This is a genomic window from Sphingomonas sp. (assembly GCF_050725575.1).
In the GTDB taxonomy this organism is placed as follows: Bacteria; Pseudomonadota; Alphaproteobacteria; order Sphingomonadales; family Sphingomonadaceae; genus Sphingomonas.
In genome coordinates this window covers 126,403-145,604 of the sequence record NZ_JBOHHW010000002.1, presented here as the reverse complement: position 1 = coordinate 145,604, position 19,202 = coordinate 126,403, and the positions used below count along the sequence as shown (strand labels likewise).

Genomic DNA, 19,202 nt, shown 5'->3' with positions numbered 1-19,202 from the left:
CTCTCCCTGAGCCTGTCGAAAGGCCGTTCCGCCCTGCTTCGGCTGGGGGACAGGGGTGAGGCGGCGCTGCGCCAGGTACAGCCGAAACGCTGGTGGGCGGCGCTCACCAGCCGGAAGGGGCTGACCCTGACCGGGCTGGCGGCAGCGATCGGCCTGGTCGCCGCTGGCGATTATGCCACTCAGCCGCCGCCTTTGCCTGACTATGTGCAGGTCCGCTCCGGCTGGCATCCGTCCGAATCATGGCTTTACGACCGCAACGGTGTGCTGATCGATTCCGCCCGGGTCGATTTCGCGGCGCGTCGCCTCGCCTGGACGCCGCTGGACAAGGTCTCACCGGTCACCCGTGACACGCTGATCGCGGCCGAGGACCGGCGTTTCTACAGCCATGGCGGGGTTGATGGCCTTGCGCTGATCGGCGCGCTGCGCGACCGCATCCGCGGCACGCGGCACCGCGGTGCGAGCACGCTCTCGATGCAGGTCGCCGGCTTCCTCTCGCCCAGCCTCGCCGATCCGGGATCGCGCGGAATCTGGGACAAATTGCGCCAGATGCGCGCCGGCTGGGCGATAGACGGCGCCTGGAGCAAGGACCAGATCCTTGAGGCCTATCTCAATCTGGCCGGTTTCCGGGGCGAGGCGCAGGGGGTCGGCGCGGCGGCGCTCGGCCTGTTCGGCAAGACGCCCGAAACGCTCGCCCGCGACGATGCGCTGCTGCTCGCGGCACTATTGCCTAATCCGCAAGCCGATCCGCGCCTTGTCGCGCGCCGTGCCTGTGCTCTATCGCATGATCGGGATTGCTCACGTTTCCCCGGTGAGGCGGCGTCGATGCTCGGCCCGGCGCGCAGCCTCGCGCTCGATCCCGGCCTTGCGCCGCATCTCAGCCAGCGGCTGCTGACCAAAGCCGGCCTGCGCGTGAAGACGACGCTCGAGGCGCGGCTGCAACGCATTGCGACGATTGCGCTGCGCCGCCAGCTCCAGGGGCTGGGCGGCACGCGCGCGCGCGACGGTGCGGTGGTGGTGGTCGATAATGCCAGTGGCGATGTGCTGGCTTATGTCGGCGGAATCGGCGGCGCGTCGACCGCACCGGCGGTCGACGGCGCGTCGAGCTATCGCCAGGCCGGATCGACGCTCAAGCCGTTCCTCTACGCTCAGGCGATCGAAAAGGGCTATCTCACCCCGGCCTCGATCCTCGACGATTCACCGGTGCAGCTCGATACCGCCTCGGGTCTTTACGTGCCGCAGAATTACGACCGCGGCTTCAAGGGGCCGGTCTCGGCGCGCAGCGCGCTCGCCGGCTCGCTCAATGTGCCGGCGGTGCGGACGTTGCTGCTGGTCGGGGTCGAGCCGTTCCGCGATCGCCTATGGGACACCGGCTATCGTGGCATGACCGAGGACGGCGATTATTACGGCTTCAGCCTCGCGCTCGGGTCGGCCGAAGTGACTCTGCTCGAACAGGCCGATGCCTATCGTGCGCTCGCCAATGGCGGCCGCTGGACGCCGCTTCGTCTTACCGCCGATGATCCGCGCCCGGCGCCGCGCACCGTCACCTCGCCGCAGGCGGCCTGGCTGGTGTCGGACATGATCGCCGACGCCAATGCCCGTGCCGGGACTTTCGGGCTCGACAGCGCGCTGCGCCTGCCCTTCTGGGCGGCGGTCAAGACCGGCACGTCGAAGGCGATGCGCGACAATTGGTGCATCGGCTTTTCCGATCGCTTCACCGTCGCGGTGTGGGTCGGCAATCTGGAGGGCGATCCGATGCGCGCAGTGTCGGGTACGAGCGGCGCGGCGCCGGTGTGGCGCGACCTGATGCTTGCGCTCCATGCCGATCGCGCGGGCGCGCGGCCCAAGCGTCCGGCCGGAATCGAAGAACGCACGATCCGCTTCGCCAATGCGATCGAGCAGCCGCGGCGGGAATATTTCCTTGCCGGCACGGCCCAGACGCAGATCGCGGTCGCACCGGAGGGGGCGCGCCGTCCGCGCATCATCAATCCGGTGTCGGGCAGCGTCTATGCGATCGACCCGGATATCCCGCCCGACCGGCAAAGACTGGCGATCGGCGTGTCTGGCGAGGTCACGGCGCACCGCCTGCGGCTCGACAAGCGCGATCTCGGCGCGGCGGATTCGCATCCGCTGGTGCTGGCAGGTCCCGGACGGCACCGGCTGAGCCTGGTCGATGTCGGTGGCCGGGTGGTCGATCAGATCGTCTTCACGATCCGCTGAATGTGCAGGACCGGGATCGCGCATGATTGGGCGCCCGGCAGGTCAGCTGCCGGGCGCCATCAGTCGCTTACCAGTAGAAGTTGCGGATCACATCGACCACCACGCCGCGCCGCGTATCGACCAGGATCACGTCGTTATAATGACGTACCCAGCGCTGGTTGCGGCCAACATTGGGCAGGCGATAGCGCCACGGATCGGCGATGTAATAGCGCGACCCGAAATAGCTCGGCGCAATACGGATGCCGGGGCGGAACGCAGTGTAGCGGAACGGCGCGTTCCAGTTGCCGCGGGCATAGATGGCGCGATTATGGTCGCGATAGCCGCGCCAATCGTTGCGGCCCCAGGCGCGATTGCGGTCGCGAACATCCTCGCGCAGTTCCTGGCGTGCCTCGCGCACGTCGCGGCGCTGCTCGCGAATGTCGCGACGGTCCCCATGGCGATAGGCGCGATTCAGTTCGCGCTGTTCCTGGCGGAGATCCTGCCGGTCGCGGCGGACTTCGCCTTGCGATTGTGCGCTGGCGGCGACGGGAAAGGCAGTGGCCCCGATAAGCGCCGCGATGATCAGTTTACGCATGGTCTTGCTCCATTGTTGGTCGGCGACGCATGGACAACGCGACGCCACGCGCCCTTTTTGCCGGGCCGCGCTGAATGGAGCGGGAACGAGTCAGTCAGGAAATTGTAAGGCTGGGGAGCGGGCCGGTACCGTCCAGGACTTCGCTCTTTCGCGAAGTCCTGGAAAAAAAGCCCTTACGGCTGGTCGCGATCGCCGCCACCGCCCGGCGGGCCACCGATGGCGCCGACGGTGCCGATATTGCCGAACAGTTCGTCGAACAGGCCGCGCTTGCGGCCCAGCGTCGGCGTCTTCTCGCCCGATGGGCTGATCGAGGCGATCTGCTCGACTCCGCCACGGCTCACGCCGGTCACGGTCCCGTTCTGGTCGAACATCACGCGGAGCGTGATCTGCGAGGTGACCTTGGGATTGTTATAGGCGAAATTACGCGTGTCGCGGGCGACATAATACCAGTCGCCCTGGTTGAACTGGCTGGTGAAGCTGGGCTTGCCCAGCGTCTGCAGCACCGAATTGCGGTTATCGACGCCGGGCTGAACCGAGTTCACCAGGTCGGCATCGATGATATAGCCCTGATGCGCGCGCAGCGGTGTGCAGGCGCCGGACGCCAGGGTTGCGAGGCCAAGCGCGGCACCCATCATCAATCGGCCCTTCGTGAATCGGGCTGCGGCGACGCTCATCAAACTCTCCCAGAGGGGGCACTACGCACACAAAGCTAAACGCGCCGAGATGCGCATTGCATCGCGGAGCGTTCGTCTCAATATGCCGAGCTTCGTGGCCAAACAAGGGCGCAGGGCCGTTTGGGGCAGTTTGGAGTCGAGATGGGGTGGATGGCGAGAATGTTCGGGGGCCGGACCGAAGGCGCGCTGTCGCTCTATAATGCGGTGGTGACGCGGGCGCGGGAACCGCATTGGTACCTCGACGGACAGGTGCCGGACACGGTCGATGGCCGCTTCGACATGGTGGCGGCGATCCTGTCGTTCGTCGTGCTGCGGCTCGAAAAGGATCCGGCCGGGGCCGCGACCAGCGCGCTGCTCACTGAGCGTTTCGTCGACGACATGGACGGGCAGCTGCGCGAACTGGGCATTGGCGATGTCGTGGTCGGCAAGCATATCGGCAAGATGATGAGCATGCTGGGCGGGCGAATCGGCGCCTATCGCGACGGGCTCGTTGCGGGTGATCTGGCGCCGGCGCTGCTGCGCAACCTGTATCGCGGCGAGGATCCGGGCGCGCCGGCGGTCGGTCATGTGCGCGACGCGCTGCTCGGGTTCGATACGGCGCTCACCGCGCTGCCGCTCGGGTCGGTGATCGCGGGGCAATTGCCATGAGCGCGCCCGAATTTTCTCGCCTCGAACGGATCGATACCTTTGGCGCTGGCGAACGCAGCATCTCCATCGCCGCGAACGACACCGAACGCGCTGCGCTCGCCGCGCGCTTCGGCTTGATTGCGATCGAACGGCTTGAGGGCGAGTTCAAAGTGCGCAGCGAGCCGGCGGGCATTGTCGCGCGCGGCCATGTCTCGGCTGCGGTGGTGCAGGCCTGTTCGGTTACCGATGATCCGATTCCCGCCACGGTCGAGGAGGACGTTGCGCTGCGCTTCATCGTCGACGGGGCTGTCGATGAGGAGGAAATCGAGCTGTCCGAGGATGTGCTCGACACGATATTCTATGCCGGATCGGCGATCGACCTGGGCGAAGCGGCGGCGGAAACCATGATGCTGGCGCTCGATCCCTTCCCGCGCGGACCGAATGCCGCCGCGGCGCTGCGCGCGGCGGGCGTGATCAGTGAGGATGAGCTCAAGCCGCTCGGCGCGCTGGCCGGGCTGAAGGGCTTGCTCGAAAAAAAGGACTGACCGCCGATTCAATCCGGTCTGCGATCGTGGAAGAACCATGCAAGGCGGACCCGGCAGGGGCTGCCGCGCTCTTTGACATGACTGGGAAATGTTAAACGATTCTGCGCTGGCTGTTTTCGATCAGAACAGCCAGCGTCGTTCGCTGTTCGCTGGCTGATAACTGGCTGTTCGCTGGCTGTTACCCAATGACAGCCAGCTCTTACCTAAGCATTTGAGAAATAACTATAAATTCACTCCCAAAATCCAACATAACAGCCAGCAAAAAATGTTTTTGCGAAATAACAGCCAGGAACAGCCAGCACGGTCGGTTGCGACTCGGAAATTCTCAGTCGTCGGGACCCAGTGCCGGATCCAGGTCGCGCGGCCGGATGAACCGGGTAAGCCGCGCCGTGCCCGCCGCGACATCGGACCAGGTGCCGGACTCGAAGCGCAGCTCGGCGATCGTCGCGGTCGGGTATTTCTGCTCGACCTCGTCGCGCAGCGGCTCGGCCAGCGTGTCGGGGACCAGCATCAGCACCAGGTCCTCGAGCCCGGGATTATGCCCGGCGAACAGGACCTGATCGGCCGTGTCGGGCAGGCCGTGGATCACGTCGAGCAAGGTCACGGCCGAGGCGAGATAGATGCGTCGGTCCCAATGCGGGGCGAGCGCTTCGCCATAGCCGACCACCACTTCGTCGAGCGTCTCGGCGACGCGGACCGCGGGCGATGCGACGACATGGTCGAAGGTCAGGCCAAGCGATTTCATGTGCCGGCCGACCATCACGGCGGCGCGTTTGCCCTTGCCGTTCAGCGGGCGGTCGAAATCGCGCGCGACCGGGTCGTCCCAACCGGATTTGGCGTGGCGGAGCAGCGTCAGTGTCTTCATGGCGCCGGTCGCATCTCCAAACCCTCATCCCCGTCACCGCTGATGTGCTCACCGGTGGCGTCGCGGGCCTCATGCCCATTTTCGATGACGGAAGGAAGACGCGAGACGCGCGCCACCGCTTCGTCAAGGGTCACGCGGGCGATCGGCACGCCCGGCGGAAAGGCGGCGAGCAGCCGCGACGGCATCGCGGCGGACAGCAGCACGAATGCACCGTGATCGTCGGCGCGCCGAATCAGCCGCCCGAATGCCTGTGCCAGCCGCGCCCGCACGATCCGGTCATCATAGGCGCTGCCGCCGCCGGCCAGACGGCGGGCGGCGTGCAGCACGGTCGGCTTGGGCCAGGGCACGCCCTCCATCACCACCAGCCGCAGCGACCGGCCCGGCACATCGACCCCGTCGCGCAGCGCATCGGTGCCGAGCAGCGAAGCCGAGGCGTCGTCGCGGAAAATATCGACCAGGGTGCCGGTATCGATCGGGTCGACATGCTGCGCGAGCAGCGACAGCCCGTCGCGCGCCAGCCGGTCGGCGATCCGCGCATGCACCGCGCGCAGCCGCCGGATCGCGGTGAACAGGCCCAGCGTGCCGCCACCCGCCGCCGACATCAGCCGTGCATAGGCATTAGCCAGCGCGCCGGTGTCGCCGCGCTTCACATCGGTGACGATCAGCACTTCGGCCTGCAACGCATAATCGAACGGGCTGACCGCCTCGAACCGCGCGGCGGGCTTCACCAGGTGATGCGCGCCGGTCCGCGCCTCGGCGACCTCCCAGTCGCCGCCGCCGCGCAATGTTGCGGACGTGACCAGCGCACCATGCGCCTGTTTCAGCACCGTCTCGGCGAATGGCTTGCTTGGATCGAGCCAGTGGCGGTGCAGCCCGATATCGTAATCGCGCCCCTCGATCCGGTCGACCGCGAGCCAGTCGACGAAATCCGGGCTGGCGGGGCCGCCGATCCGCGCAAGCAGCGAGAGCCAGGCCGCGACCGTCTCCGCGCGCCAGCCAAGCGATGCGACCGCCCCCTCGACTCTTGCCCGCGCCTGGCCATCGAGCCAGTCGGGCGCTTCGGCTAGCACCGCTTCGAGCCGCCGCCCGAGCGCGACCAGCGGCCTGACCAGTGCATCGAGCGCATGGGCAGCGGGTCCGGCCGCTTCGATCAGCGCCGCATCGGGTTCGGCAAGCTCGGTCTCCAGGCCGTATCCGGCATCGCCTTCGGTCTCGGCACGCGCATAGGTCAGCCCGCGCACTGCCGCGAGCAGCGCCTCGATCGGCCCGAACGGCGCGCCCTCGCCCAGCCGCTGCAGCCAGCCTTCGCCGGCCAGCCCCTGCGCCGCGGTCACCGCATCGCTGATCGCCCGCGCGCCCTGTTCGTCATAACTGGCGACATCCGACAGCCGCGCGGCAAGCCCGCGCCGCCGGCCGCGACTGCCCGATTCGGGTCCGAGCACCCAGCGGCGCAGCTCGATCGTCTCCTGGCCGGTCAGTGCGGTCGAGAACATCGCGTCGGCCGCATCGAAGATATGGTGCCCCTCGTCGAATACATAGCGCGTCGGCCGGCTCGCCGTTTCGCGGCCGCGTGCGGCATTGACCATCACCAGCGCATGGTTGGCGATGACGATATCCGCCTCCGCGCTGCTCCGCGCGGCGCGTTCGATGAAGCACTTCCGGTAGTGCGGGCAGCCGGCATAGACGCACTCGCCGCGCCGGTCAGTCAGCGCGGTCGGCCCGTTGCGCCGGAACAGGGTCGGCAGCCAGCCGGGCAAGTCGCCGCCGACCATGTCGCCATCCGCGCTATACCCCGCCCAGCGCGCGACCAGCTGCGCCAGCACCGCCGCTCGCCCCGCGAACCCGCCCTGCAGCGCATCCTCCAGGTTGAGCAGGCAGACATAATTCTCCCGCCCCTTGCGCGTCACGACCTTGGCCTTGCGTATCTCGGCATTGGGGTAGAGCCGCACGGTTTCATGCGCCAATTGCCGCTGCAGTGCCTTGGTGAAGGTCGATACCCACACCGCGCCGCCGGCCTTTTCCGCCCAGAGCGAGGCCGGAGCGAGATAGCCGAGCGTCTTGCCGATCCCGGTCCCCGCCTCGGCCAGCACCATGTTCGGCGCGTCGCGCACCATGCGCGGTTCGAACGCTTCGATCGCCGCCTCGGCATAGGCGCGCTGCCCCGGGCGTTGTTCGGCGGCGCTGCCGGTCAACCGGGTCAGCCGCTCCTGCGTCTCCGCCGCATCGATCGAAATGGTGCGCGGCGCCGGGCGTGGCGCGCCTTCCGACCATTCGGGCAGGCGCGAGAACAGCCAGCGCTCATGCTGCTCCGGCATCCGGATATGTTCGGCGACCACTGGCGCCCAGGGCCAGCGCAGCCGGGCGAGCGACTGTGCGCTGGTCCAGGCCCCTTCCCGCTCGGGCCAGTCGCCCTGCGGGATCGCCAGCATCGCTTCAGTCGCGCGCAGCAGGAACGCCGCGATCTCGTCATCGCGCGCCGGTACCTCTAGTCCGGTGACTCGCGCGAGCCCGCGCGGTGTCGGCACCATGAAGCGTGCCGGGCACAGAAAGGCGAACAATTCGAGCAGATCGAGCCCGGACAGATCGGCATAGCCTAGCCGCTGTCCGGCCAGCACGGCGTTGAGCACGATGACCGGCGTATCGGCGGCAATGCGGATCGCTTCGCCCCGCCCGACCTGACGCGTACCATCCGCCGTAGCGACCCAGATGCCGCTATGGCTTGCGTGGAGGGCGGGATAGGGCAAAGACGCGACCATTCGCGCAGGACAGTGGCGCGACCGGAACGAAAGGGCAACAGCAAGTGAGTGAATTGCGCACCGCCGCCATGGAATCCAAGGCCTGGCCTTATGAAGAGGCGCGCAAGCTGCTCAAACGCTATCCTAACGGCAAGGCGAACGGCCCGGTGCTGTTCGAAACCGGCTATGGCCCGTCGGGCCTGCCGCATATCGGCACCTTCAACGAAGTGCTGCGCACCACCATGGTGCGCAACGCCTTCCATGCGCTGTCCGACACGCCGACCAAGCTGATCGCCTTTTCCGACGACATGGACGGGCTGCGCAAGGTGCCGGACAATGTCCCGAACAAGGAGATGCTGGCCGAATATCTCGGCAAGCCCCTGACCCGCATCCCCGACCCGTTCGGCACGCATGACAGTTTTGCCGCGCATAACAATGCGATGCTGCGCGATTTCCTCGATCGTTATGGCTTCGACTATGAATTCGCCTCGTCGACCGATTATTATACCAATGGCCGCTTCGACGAGGCGCTGAAGTCGGTGCTACGCCAGTATCAGGCGATCCTCGATGTGATGCTGCCGACCTTGCGTGCGGACCGCCAGGCGACCTATTCGCCAGTGCTGCCGATCAGCCCGAAGAGCGGGATCGTCCTGCAGGTGCCGGTCGAAGTGATCGATGCCGATGCCGGCATCATCGCGTTCATCGATGAAGGCGAACGGATCGAGCAGTCGATCCTGGGCGGCAAGGCCAAGCTGCAATGGAAGGTCGACTGGGCGATGCGCTGGGTCGCGCTCGGCGTCGATTACGAGATGGCGGGCAAGGACCTGATCGATTCAGTGGTGCAATCGTCGAAGATCACCCGCGTGCTCGGCGGTCGCCCGCCCGAGGGCTTCAATTACGAGATGTTCCTCGACGAAAAGGGCGAGAAGATCTCCAAGTCGAAGGGCAATGGGCTCAGCATCGACGACTGGCTGACCTATGGCCCGGAGGAGAGCCTCGCCTTCTACATCTATCGCGAGCCGAAAAAGGCCAAGACGCTGCACATGGGCGTGATCCCGCGCGCGGTCGATGATTACTGGCAGTTCCGCGGCAATTATGCCGGTCAGGAACTGAAGGAACGGCTCGGCAATCCGGTGCATCACATCCATGACGGCAAGCTGCCGGCGGGCGAATTGCCGGTGACCTTCGGCCTGTTGCTCAACCTGGTCAGCGTGATGGGCGATGCGACCAAGGAGCAGGTCTGGGGTTATCTCGGCAATTATGTGAAGGATGCGGACGCTGCGCGTTATCCCGAGCTCGATCGGCTGATCGACCGCGCGCTGGCTTATGGCCGCGATTTCGTCACGCCGACCCTGAAGCGCCGCAAGCCTGAAGGGGTCGAGACGGCCGCGCTCGAACGACTGGATGCGGACCTTGCCGCCCTGCCCGAGGGGGCAAGCGCCGAGGAAATCCAGAATATCGTCTATGAGATCGGCAAGACCGGTGGGTTCGATACTCTGCGCGACTGGTTCAAGGCGCTATACGAGACCCTGCTCGGTGCGGAACAGGGCCCGCGCATGGGCAGCTTCATTGCGCTTTACGGCATTCCCAACACGCGAAAGCTGATCGCTGAGGCACTTGCGAAATAGTCTTGGAGTCGACTCGGTGTATCGGAACATATAAAGAACACTCCTGAGTCGATTCAGGACATGTCCAATGCCCCGCAGGCCGATTGCTGCCGAGTATCGCTTCTTCTTTGCGCTCTTGCCGCCGATCATTTTGGCGCGGCAGATCGTGCAAGCGATGATACCCGTCGCGAGGGACGGCACGATGATGCAGGCCGATCGCCTGCACATCACGCTCGATATCTTGCGGGATTTTCCGACATGGCCCGGCTCGGTCGTGACCAGGCTGCTCGAGATCGGCGCGGCGATCAGCGCCGCTCCGTTCGAGATCGTGCTGGATCAGGCGTCGGGCGGTGCGAAAAGCGTTGCGTTGCGTCCGCGACGCAAAAACCCCCTGCTCGAAACCTTGTACCGCGACATCGCTTCACGCCGCGCCCAGGCAGGTCTTGTGCCAATGGACCGCACCTTCTCGCCGCATATGACACTGGCTTATGATACTGGCATGCCCGCCAGTCGCCCCGCTGGTCCATTTGGCTGGATCGCCCGGGAATTCGTCCTGATCCACAGCCATATCGGCCATACGCGGCACGAAGTGCTTGGTCGCTGGCCGCTGGACGGCGTTCATCGGGGACAGCTCGAGCTGTTCTGATTGCCTCGCCCGTCCCAGCCGATAAGGTGACTCAATGGCGATCAAGGCGCGACGTTCGGCGTTGCATGATTTTTTGAAGGACGAGGCGGCGGGCGGCATCGTGCTGATCGCCGCCGCGCTGCTGGCGATGATCGCGGCCAATTCGCCGTTCGCTACCGCCTATTTCCATTTCCTGCATCTCGAAACCGGCCCTGCGCTTGCGCCTGCGCTGGGGCCGATGACGGTGCATCTGTGGATCAACGACGCGCTGATGGCGCTGTTCTTCCTGCTCGTCGGGCTGGAGATCAAGCGCGAGTTGATCGATGGACAGCTCGCCAGCCCGGCGCGGCGACGTCTGCCGATCGTCGCGGCGGCGGCCGGGATGATCGTGCCGGCGCTGATATACCTCGTCATCACCATGGGCGATGCCGCGCTGCGTCCCGGCTGGGCAATCCCGGCGGCGACCGATATCGCCTTTGCGATCGGCGTGATGGCGCTGCTCGGCTCGCGCGTGCCGCCCGCGCTGAAGCTGTTCCTGACCACCGTGGCGATCGTCGACGATATGGGCGCGGTGGCGATCATCGCGGTCGCCTATAGCCATGGCCTCGATCTCGGTGCGCTCGCCGCGGCGGCCGGCGTGCTCGCGATCATGGCGGCGATGAGCCGGCACGGCGTGCGGTCGCTCGCGCCCTATCTCCTTGCCGCCGTCTTGCTTTGGTGGCTGGTGTTGTTGTCGGGCGTGCATGCGACCGTTGCCGGCGTGCTCGCCGCAGTCTTCATCCCAATCACACCAAGCCCCGGCGCGCCCGACGATGCGCATTCGCCGCTGCACCGGCTCGAACATGCGCTCAGCCCCTGGGTCGCGTTCGCCATCGTGCCGCTGTTCGGCTTCGCCAATGCCGGTGTCGCGCTGGGCGGCATGTCGCTTTCCGTGCTGGTGGAGCCGCTGGTCATCGGCATCACGGCAGGGCTGTTCCTCGGCAAGCAGGCCGGCATTCTCGGCGCCATCGCGCTGGCGGAGAAACTGAAGATCGCGGAGCGCCCCAAGGGAACAAGCTGGATGCAGCTCTACGGCGTGGCCTTGCTCGCCGGGATCGGCTTTACCATGAGCCTGTTCATCGGCGGCCTGGCCTTCCCGGGTGAAGCGGTGCTGATCGACAAGGTCAAGATTGGCGTGCTCGCTGGATCGATCCTGTCGGCGGTCGCCGGTTTCCTCGTGCTGCGCTTTGCGCCAATGCCCTCAAAAGCAGCAATGGAGGGATGATGCGGACATTCTTCGATCCCCGGCAGCTGGCCCATGCACCGTTGCAGGAGCTGCATAATGGCGGCTTCATCGCCTATTCGGAGGCGCCAGTCCGCGCCGAAGCGATCCGCACGGTGCTGCCCGGGCTCGAAACGCCGGCCGATCATGGCGAGGCGCCGATCCTCGCCATCCATGATGCCGGCTATGTGAACTTCCTGAAGACCGCGCCGGCGCGCTGGGCCGACGCAGGACGGCCAGGCGACGTGATGGGCTATATCTGGCCGATCGTCGGCCGCCGGCCGCTGAAACTCGATCGGATCGACGCACTGGCCGGGCAGTACAGCCTCGACGCCTCCACCCCGCTGACTGCCGACACCTGGGATGCCGCCTATTGGAGTACGCAGAGCATCCTTTCGGCGACGCATGCCGTGCTGGGCGGCGACGTTGTCGCGTTCGCATTGTGCCGCCCGCCCGGCCATCATGCCGGAAGGGATTATCTCGGCGGCTATTGCTATCTCAACACCGCCGCGATCGCTGCCCAGGCGGCGCGCGATGCGGGGGCAAAGCGGGTGGCGATCCTCGACATCGACTATCACCACGGCAACGGCACGCAGGACATCTTCTGGGATCGCGGCGATGTCTTCTATGCCTCGATTCACGCCGATCCGGCGACCGATTATCCCTTTTTCTGGGGCCATGCCGATGAGGTCGGCGAGGGCGGCGGACAGGGCGCCACGCTCAACCTGCCGCTGCCACAGGGTGCGACACTCGCTACGTTTCGCACAGCCCAGGCGACGGCGCTGGACGCGATCGCCCGGTTCGGTCCGGACCTGCTGATTCTGAGCTTCGGCGCCGATACCTGGGACGGCGACCCGATTTCCGACTTCAAGCTTGCCACGGCCGACTATGCGACGCTTGCACGCGACATTGCCGCACGCGGCTGGCCGACGGTGATCGCGATGGAAGGCGGCTATGCCGTCGACGCGCTTGGGGCGAATGTGGCCAGCCTGCTCGCCGGCTTCTGATGCGTGGCGCGCCCGACCAGACATTGATCGACATCCTGCGCGTCGATCATGCCGGCGAATATGGGGCGATCCGCATCTATGGCGCGCAGATCGCCATCGCACGCCGGGTCGCGCCCGATCTCGTGTCGCTGCTCGAGCATGCGCTTGGTGATGAGCGGCGGCATTGTGCGACATTCGCGGCCAATCTTGCCGAGCGCGGCGCCAAGCCGTGCGACATGCTGCCTTTATGGGGAATCGGCGGCATGTTCCTTGGGGCGATCACGTCGCTCTTCGGCCATGACGCAATCCTTGTCTGCACCGAGGCGGTGGAGCGCACGGTGCACCGGCATATGGACGAACAGGTTGCCTGGCTGGCGACCCGCGATCCCATATTGTCGCAAACCATCGCGGCCATACGCGATGAAGAGATCGCCCATCTGGATGGCGCCGTCACCGCCCGCCGTGTGGCGTCCGGCATCTTCCTGCGGATGCTCGACGCGATCGTCGCGGCCGCTACGGAGGCACTGGTGTGGCTATCCACCTATGGTGTTTCCTCACGCATGCGGGCGCGGATTACTCACGATGATCGATAGCTAGGTGAGGATAACAGGCAGGTATCAAAAGCAGGATATTCTTCTCTCGATCCATCAAATACCCCGACCGACCCTAACGCCCGGTGAAGCGGCCCGGCCGCCGTTCCGCGACTGAGCGGACGCCCTCCTCGAAATCCTCGGTATCGCGCAGTTCGGCCTGGCGCATCGCTTCGATCGCGGCCGCAGCGCGGATCGCTTCAACCAGCCCGGCGCGCAGCGTCGTGCGCGCCGATTGCACGGCGAGCGGTGCGTTTTCGGCGATCTCGTGCGCCAGGGCACGGGCCGCCTCGTCCAGGCCGTCGAGCTCGACCAGCTGGTCGACCAGGCCCCAATCGCGCGCGGTTTCGCCCGCAATGCGCCGCCCGGTCAACAGCATCAGCGCCGCGTGCTGATCGCCGATCAGCCGGGGGAGGCTATGCGTGATACCGAAGCCTGGATGAAAGCCGAGCTTGACGAAATTGGCCACAAAGCGCGCTTCCGGTGCGGCAACGCGGAAATCGGCGACCAGGGCGAGGCCGAGTCCTGCGCCGACCGCCGCGCCCTGTACCGCCGCGACGATCGGCTTGCGCACGCCGAACAGGCGCGCGGCCTGGGCGTAGAGCGCGTGGGTGAAGTCCTCGCGCACGCCATCGACCCCGCCCTCGACGCTGCCCGTGCCAGGCGTCAGGTCGGCGCCGGCGCAGAACACGCGGCCCTCGGACCGCAGCACGCTGGCACGGCAGCCGGGATCGGCGTCGATCGCCTCGAACGCGTCGGCCAGCGCGCGAACCAGATCGATACTGACGAAATTGTGCGGCGGCCGGTGGAAGGTGACGATGGCGATGTCGCCATCGCGGTCAACCGATACGGCGTCATGGGTGCCCATTCTCTCTGCAGTCATTTCAGCGTTTCATTCCGAACAAATTTCGGGCCACGACCCATTGGTGGACCTCGGTTGGTCCGTCATAGATGCGCATCGTGCGCAGCTTCGACGCCATCAGGTGCAGCGGCAATTCCCGCGTCATGCCCATTGCCCCGAACGCCTGCATGACATGGTCGACCACCTCATAGGCCATTTCGGTGGCATAGGCCTTGATCATCGAGATTTCCTGCCGGACATCGCGGCCCTGATCGAGCTTCCAGGCGCAATCATAAGTCATCAGCCGCGCGGCGTGGATGCGGGTCGCGGCATCGGCCGCCCAGAACTGGATCGCCTGGCGCTGCGACAGCGGCTGGCCGAAGGTGGTGCGGTGCGGGGCATAGTCGACCAGCATGTCGAGCGCGCGCTGTGCCATGCCGATCGACCAAGCGGCCATTTCGACCCGCCGCGTACCGAGCCGGACCTGCATCGGCGCAAACCCATCGCCTTCCTGTCCGAGCAGTTTCCAGCCGGGCACGCGGCAATCCTCCAGCGCCAGTTCAAAGGTCGCTTCGCCGCCGAGCATGGCGATGCGGCGCAGCACGTTGAAACCGGGCGTAGCGCGATCGACCAGAAAGGCGGAGATGCCGTTGCGTGCGCCCTCCCGCTTCTCGGTCACCGCCATGACGATGGTGAAATCGGCCTCATCGGCGCGCGTGATCCAGATCTTGCGGCCGCTCAGCACCCAGTCATCGCCGTCGCGCACCGCGCGGGTGGTCATGCCCGAGGGATCGGAACCGGCGCCGGGTTCTGAAATGCCGATCGCCGAGATCGTCTCGCCGCGCACATAGGGCATGAGATAGACGTCGCGCTGCTGCTCGGTGACGGTCGCCAGCAGCATGCGCAGATTGGGCGAATCCGGCGGCAGGATATAGGGGACGATCGTGCGGCCCAGTTCCTCATTGACCCCGACCATCGCCACCTGCGGCAAATCCATTCCGCCGATATCGGCCGGCGCATCCAGGCCCCATAATCCCATGTCGCGCGACACTGTGTCGATGCGCGCGCGATCGTCGGCCGCGAGGTCCTTGGGCTGGCCGGCGGCCTCGCGCTCCAGCACGCCCGCCTCGTGTGGCAGCAATTCGGTATCGACGAAACGCCGCACCAGATCCTTGAGCATCCGGTGTTCGTCATCGAGTTCGAAATGCATCGCTATCGTCCTGCCCAGACCGGGAGAGTGATCCGCGCCGAACGGCGGTGTGATCGTCGTACCCGGCGGGGGATGAATATCCAAACCGACGCCGAACGGTAATGGTCGCGTCACGACAATGCTGCACCCGCGAAGGCGTTCGGACGTCAACGGGGGCCTTTCATGCGCATCACATCCACACTCATCTTTCTGCTTGCCTCGGTGGCGGCGCTGCCCGCCATGGCGCAGGTGCAGGAAACAATTCCCGAGATCGACGAGAACGACATCATCGTGACTGCGCAGAAGCGCAGCGAGAAGGAAATCGATGTGCCGATCACGCTGACCGCGGTGACCGGCGATCGGATGAAGCAGCTCGGTGTTTCCGATCTCGACGAACTCGCCTTCTTCGTCCCGGGGCTCAACATCCAGGAGCAGAGCGCCAATAATCCCGGCATCGTCATTCGCGGCATCACGTCGGATTCGGGATCGGCGCAGCAGGCGGCACGCGTCACGCTTTATTATAACGGCGTCGACATTTCGCGCTCGCGCGGGTCGTATCAGGACATTTACGATGTCGAACGGATTGAAGTGATCAAGGGGCCGCAGGCGACCCTGTTCGGTACCGCCTCGGCGGTCGGCGCGATCAGCATCATCTCGGCGCGCCCGAAGGAAGGCTTTTCGGGCGAGCTGACCGGCGGGGTCGGCAATTTCGACCAGCGCCTGCTCGCCGGCAACATCAATCTCGGGTCGGACAAGATTGCCGGCCGCCTCGCCTTCGCGTTCAAGAAGCGCGACGGCTATGTCAACAATCTTGCCCCCAACCAGGACGATCTCAACGGCCAGAACCAGCTTGGCGTGCGCGGATCGCTACGCGTCACGCCGACCGAGGATTTCACCGCCGACCTGATCCTGACCTATGACCGGCAACGCAATCCGGGGACCGCCTTTGTCTCGCGCGCGCTGCCCACCTCATCGGGGCCGGGCAACCCGTTCGGCGATGCCTATCTCGGCGGGTCGCCATTGTCGCGGCAGGCGCTCGGCGCAGCGAAGCTCGGACTGAAGCGCGACGTCTATGATGCCAATCTGACGCTCAGCTATGATTTTGCCGATGACTGGTCGGTGACCATGGTCAATGCCTATCGCAAGTTCGATTCGCTCGAGATCTTCGATGCCGACGGGTCGGCCGCCTGGTATCTCGAATTCGCCGAGCTCGCCAAGGGCAGCCAGTTCAACCACGAAACGCGTTTTGCCTATAGTAGCGACCGGTTTCACGGGTCGTTCGGGTTCAATTTCTTCCATGAAAACAACCTGCAGAACATACCCTTCTCGGCCGAGGAAGGGACGTTTCTGCAATGTGCGGCGCGGCTGATCCCGGGCCTCGCCTGTGTTGCGCCGAACGGCACCGTTGCTGCCTCGGCGGCGACGGCGATCCTGACCAAGGGCGCGGCGACGGTCATTCCGTACAGTTCGGTGTTCCAGAATTCGGGTATCAACGACAGCTATTCGGTGTTTGCCGACGGCACGTTCACCCCGACACCCCGGCTTGAGCTGACCGCCGGCGTGCGGCTGTTGATCGAAAAGCGCCAGTCGGGCTTCTTCGCCCGCGTGCCGCGGTCGGTGATCACCGGCGGCGCATCGCTGATTCCGGGCCAGGTCGATACCGGTGGCCAGACATTCCGCACCGAAGACAGTTTTGCCGCTGTCCTGCCGCGGTTCAACGCGCTGTACCGCCTGTCGGACAAGGTGAATGCCTATGCCACCGTATCGAAGGGCCGTCGCTCGGCGACCGTGCAGCTTGGGGCGGCAGCGACGGCAACCGGGCCGGTCGCTGCCTTCACGCCGGTCGCGGCGGAGAATGTCTGGAATTATGAGATCGGGCTGAAGGGATCGGCGGGCATCGTGTCGGGATCGATCGGCGCCTATTACATGACCTATGACAATTTCCAGGTCAGCGTGGTCCTGCCCGACGGCAGGACCCAGACACAAAGCGCCGGCACGGCGAGCAACAAGGGCGTCGAGGCAGAAATCAATCTTCGCCCGACAAAATGGCTGAGCGCCTTCGCCAATATCGCCTATATCGATGGCGGCATTGACGATAAGCTGTCGATCGCACCCAATTTCCGCGGCGCCAAATTCCGGCTACAGCCCGATGTTCAGGCATCGGGTGGCATCACCATCGACACGCCGATCGGCCATGGCCTTCGCATCTTCGCCACGCCGACGATCACCTATCGCAGCCGCATCTTCTTCGAGATTCCGAACAATCCGTTGATTGCTCAGGGGCCGGTGACTCTGGTCAATGTGCGGGCCGGCGTGGGTTTTGGCGGCGAAGGCGACGACCGGTTCGAACTCGCCGCCTTCGCCCGCAACCTGTTCAATAAGGATTATCTGCTTGATGCCGGCAATACCGGCGGCGGGTTCGGCATTCCTACCTACATCCCGGCCGAACCACGCCTCTACGGCGTGCAATTGTCGGCAAAATTCTGATTGGTGCTCATGGCCGTCCTTCCGCAGCAGCACGAAGGACGGCCAAAAAGCGGCGGTCGAACGCGCTCCGTCTCGCTCATTGAGTGTCATGGCGTAGCTTGTCTGCCCGCTCGCATTGGCTATCATTCGAGACATTGGGGGTGGTCATGAACCGATATCTTGCGACGGGTCTTTCCTTGGCGCTTTTATTGCCGGTCGCACCGGTCGCGGCATCGACGCTCCACTTTGACTGCGACTCGACAGGAGGTCGGTTCTCCGAGTTGAAAACGACGCAATCCGGTAACGTGAACAGGGTCAGCGGTGTGCTGACGGCGCGTAATATGATCGAAATTCCCCGTTGGGGCGCCGTAGGCAATGTCGCATTGAGCAGTGCCGATCGTAAGAATTCGATCCAGCTGCAGTTGGCTGGATTCCCCAGTATCGATGCCCAGGCGCTGACGGCATCGATCATTTTCACCATCGACGGCGAGAAAACAGAGGTCGAGATCGGCAAATCCGCATTGCTGCAGCCAATGCCCTTCACGATCAGCGTCGATGCATCGGGTTCGGCAACGATCGTCTTCGCCGGGGTGGAGAAGAAGGCCATTGTCGTATTGGGTACAGCGCCGATCGCCCGCGTGTCCTGCTCGACCGGCGAGTTCATCTTCGAGACGCTTGATCTCGGCAACTGAGTTTACCGGAATTTGGCGCTACAGCGCGGCATCGCCGGCCTGGAGTCCGAGCCATTCGAGGTCGCCCGGCAGGTCGCTCACCGCGAAGTCGATCTGCAGTACTCGGCGCCGCGCCGGTCTGGTGGCCAGGTTCGATGCATGCAGAATCAGCGTCACTTACAGCCACACATCGCCGCGCTTGGCGAGACAGGCGATCGTGCCGCATCGTTCGACGATCGCATCGATCTCCGACTCGGCGATCCGGCCAAGCCGATGCGAACCCGGCGCGATCAGTAACGGCGCATTGGTGTCAGGCACATCGTCGAGGTGCACGCGCATCGTCACCATGCCAGCGAGCAGGTCGGCCGGCGGCGCGACATGGGTCATACCGGCCTTGACCGTCCATGGTCCGAACCCCGGTGTCTCGTGACGCTCGCGCACCACGATCGTACGGTCCTGGTGCCAGCCCAATGCCCAGTTGGTCGCTTCGGTCTTGTCGAACAGGATCGCACGCACCGGCCTGCATCCCGAGCCGAGCGTTCGAGCCGCGAGCGCGCCGAGCGGTCCATCGCCTGCCAGCAAGGGGACAAGCGCATCGACACCCTGCAGTCTGATTCCGGCACGGTCGCGCGGCTGGCGATCGGCCAGCGCATCGAGGTCGCCCAGAATCGAAAGGGCGGCGCGATCACATCGCACCGCCCCATCAAGTTCCAGCGTCATTGCTGACAC

Annotated in this window: 18 protein-coding genes; 10 read left to right on the top strand and 8 right to left on the bottom strand. The window is 65.3% G+C overall.

All coding sequences use genetic code 11. The annotated features are described in order from the left end of the window. Positions 1 to 120: 120 nt before the first annotated feature. Positions 121 to 2,217 carry a penicillin-binding protein 1C gene (gene pbpC / locus ACRECS_RS01910; protein WP_431581408.1) on the top strand — a complete coding sequence of 699 codons (2,097 nt, stop codon included), beginning with the start codon at positions 121 to 123 and terminating at the stop codon, positions 2,215 to 2,217. Positions 2,218 to 2,284: 67 nt separating this feature from the next. On the opposite strand, the gene ACRECS_RS01905 is transcribed toward pbpC, so the two are convergent. Beyond that, complete coding sequence (locus ACRECS_RS01905) at positions 2,285 to 2,791, bottom strand: RcnB family protein (RefSeq protein WP_431581258.1); 507 nt, start codon at positions 2,789 to 2,791, stop codon at positions 2,285 to 2,287. Positions 2,792 to 2,964: 173 nt separating this feature from the next. Next, positions 2,965 to 3,465 carry an outer membrane protein assembly factor BamE gene (locus tag ACRECS_RS01900; RefSeq protein ID WP_431581257.1) on the bottom strand — a complete coding sequence of 167 codons (501 nt, stop codon included), beginning with the start codon at positions 3,463 to 3,465 and terminating at the stop codon, positions 2,965 to 2,967. Between the two features lie 159 nt (positions 3,466 to 3,624). Here ACRECS_RS01900 and ACRECS_RS01895 point away from each other — a divergent pair, with 159 nt between their 5' ends. Together ACRECS_RS01895 and ACRECS_RS01890 are read left to right on the top strand one after the other, a co-directional pair. After that, positions 3,625 to 4,113, top strand: a complete 489-nt coding sequence (locus ACRECS_RS01895) for a ubiquinol-cytochrome C chaperone family protein (RefSeq protein ID WP_431581256.1) — start codon at positions 3,625 to 3,627, stop codon at positions 4,111 to 4,113. Then, positions 4,110 to 4,637, top strand: coding sequence for a YceD family protein (locus tag ACRECS_RS01890; protein WP_431581255.1), 528 nt, complete (start codon positions 4,110 to 4,112; stop codon positions 4,635 to 4,637). The genes ACRECS_RS01895 and ACRECS_RS01890 overlap by 4 nt, the downstream gene beginning before the upstream one ends. Before the next feature lie 325 nt (positions 4,638 to 4,962). Here the strand turns inward: ACRECS_RS01890 and ACRECS_RS01885 are convergent, their stop codons facing one another. Then, positions 4,963 to 5,502, bottom strand: coding sequence for a SixA phosphatase family protein (locus ACRECS_RS01885; protein WP_431581254.1), 540 nt, complete (start codon positions 5,500 to 5,502; stop codon positions 4,963 to 4,965). After that, positions 5,499 to 8,258, bottom strand: a complete 2,760-nt coding sequence (locus ACRECS_RS01880) for an ATP-dependent DNA helicase (RefSeq protein ID WP_431581253.1) — start codon at positions 8,256 to 8,258, stop codon at positions 5,499 to 5,501. The genes ACRECS_RS01885 and ACRECS_RS01880 overlap by 4 nt, the downstream gene beginning before the upstream one ends. 44 nt (positions 8,259 to 8,302) lie before the next feature. Between ACRECS_RS01880 and ACRECS_RS01875 the strand changes: the two genes are divergently transcribed. The 5 genes from ACRECS_RS01875 (at position 8,303) to ACRECS_RS01855 (ending at position 13,309) form a co-directional block, all read left to right on the top strand. Next, entirely contained in the window at positions 8,303 to 9,865 is a 1,563-nt protein-coding gene (locus ACRECS_RS01875; RefSeq protein WP_431581252.1) for a lysine--tRNA ligase, read from the top strand. Between the two features lie 67 nt (positions 9,866 to 9,932). Beyond that, entirely contained in the window at positions 9,933 to 10,490 is a 558-nt protein-coding gene (locus ACRECS_RS01870) for a 2'-5' RNA ligase family protein (RefSeq protein WP_431581251.1), read from the top strand. A 34-nt stretch (positions 10,491 to 10,524) separates the two neighbouring features. Next, positions 10,525 to 11,733, top strand: coding sequence for a Na+/H+ antiporter NhaA (gene nhaA / locus ACRECS_RS01865; protein WP_431581250.1), 1,209 nt, complete (start codon positions 10,525 to 10,527; stop codon positions 11,731 to 11,733). Further along, entirely contained in the window at positions 11,733 to 12,737 is a 1,005-nt protein-coding gene (locus tag ACRECS_RS01860) for a histone deacetylase family protein (protein ID WP_431581249.1), read from the top strand. The genes nhaA and ACRECS_RS01860 overlap by 1 nt, the downstream gene beginning before the upstream one ends. Next, on the top strand, positions 12,737 to 13,309 hold the full coding sequence (locus ACRECS_RS01855) for a demethoxyubiquinone hydroxylase family protein (RefSeq protein WP_431581248.1): 573 nt from the start codon (positions 12,737 to 12,739) through the stop codon (positions 13,307 to 13,309). Before ACRECS_RS01860 ends, ACRECS_RS01855 begins: the two co-directional genes overlap by 1 nt. A gap of 73 nt (positions 13,310 to 13,382) precedes the next feature. On the opposite strand, the gene ACRECS_RS01850 is transcribed toward ACRECS_RS01855, so the two are convergent. Continuing rightward, positions 13,383 to 14,189: an enoyl-CoA hydratase/isomerase family protein gene (locus ACRECS_RS01850; RefSeq protein ID WP_431581247.1), complete on the bottom strand. Its 807-nt coding sequence runs from the start codon at positions 14,187 to 14,189 to the stop codon at positions 13,383 to 13,385. 1 nt (position 14,190) lies between these two features. Beyond that, entirely contained in the window at positions 14,191 to 15,357 is a 1,167-nt protein-coding gene (locus tag ACRECS_RS01845; protein ID WP_431581246.1) for an acyl-CoA dehydrogenase family protein, read from the bottom strand. Between the two features lie 162 nt (positions 15,358 to 15,519). On the opposite strand from ACRECS_RS01845, the gene ACRECS_RS01840 reads away from it, so the two are divergent. Further along, positions 15,520 to 17,823 (top strand): TonB-dependent receptor, encoded by a 2,304-nt coding sequence (locus tag ACRECS_RS01840; protein WP_431581245.1) that lies wholly within the window; start codon positions 15,520 to 15,522, stop codon positions 17,821 to 17,823. 146 nt (positions 17,824 to 17,969) lie between these two features. Then, positions 17,970 to 18,494 carry a hypothetical protein gene (locus ACRECS_RS01835; RefSeq protein ID WP_431581244.1) on the top strand — a complete coding sequence of 175 codons (525 nt, stop codon included), beginning with the start codon at positions 17,970 to 17,972 and terminating at the stop codon, positions 18,492 to 18,494. 18 nt (positions 18,495 to 18,512) lie between these two features. Here ACRECS_RS01835 and ACRECS_RS01830 read toward each other — a convergent pair whose 3' ends face one another. Next, positions 18,513 to 18,650, bottom strand: coding sequence for a hypothetical protein (locus ACRECS_RS01830; protein ID WP_431581243.1), 138 nt, complete (start codon positions 18,648 to 18,650; stop codon positions 18,513 to 18,515). Further along, positions 18,651 to 19,193, bottom strand: coding sequence for a phytanoyl-CoA dioxygenase family protein (locus tag ACRECS_RS01825; protein ID WP_431581407.1), 543 nt, complete (start codon positions 19,191 to 19,193; stop codon positions 18,651 to 18,653). Positions 19,194 to 19,202 lie beyond the last annotated feature (9 nt).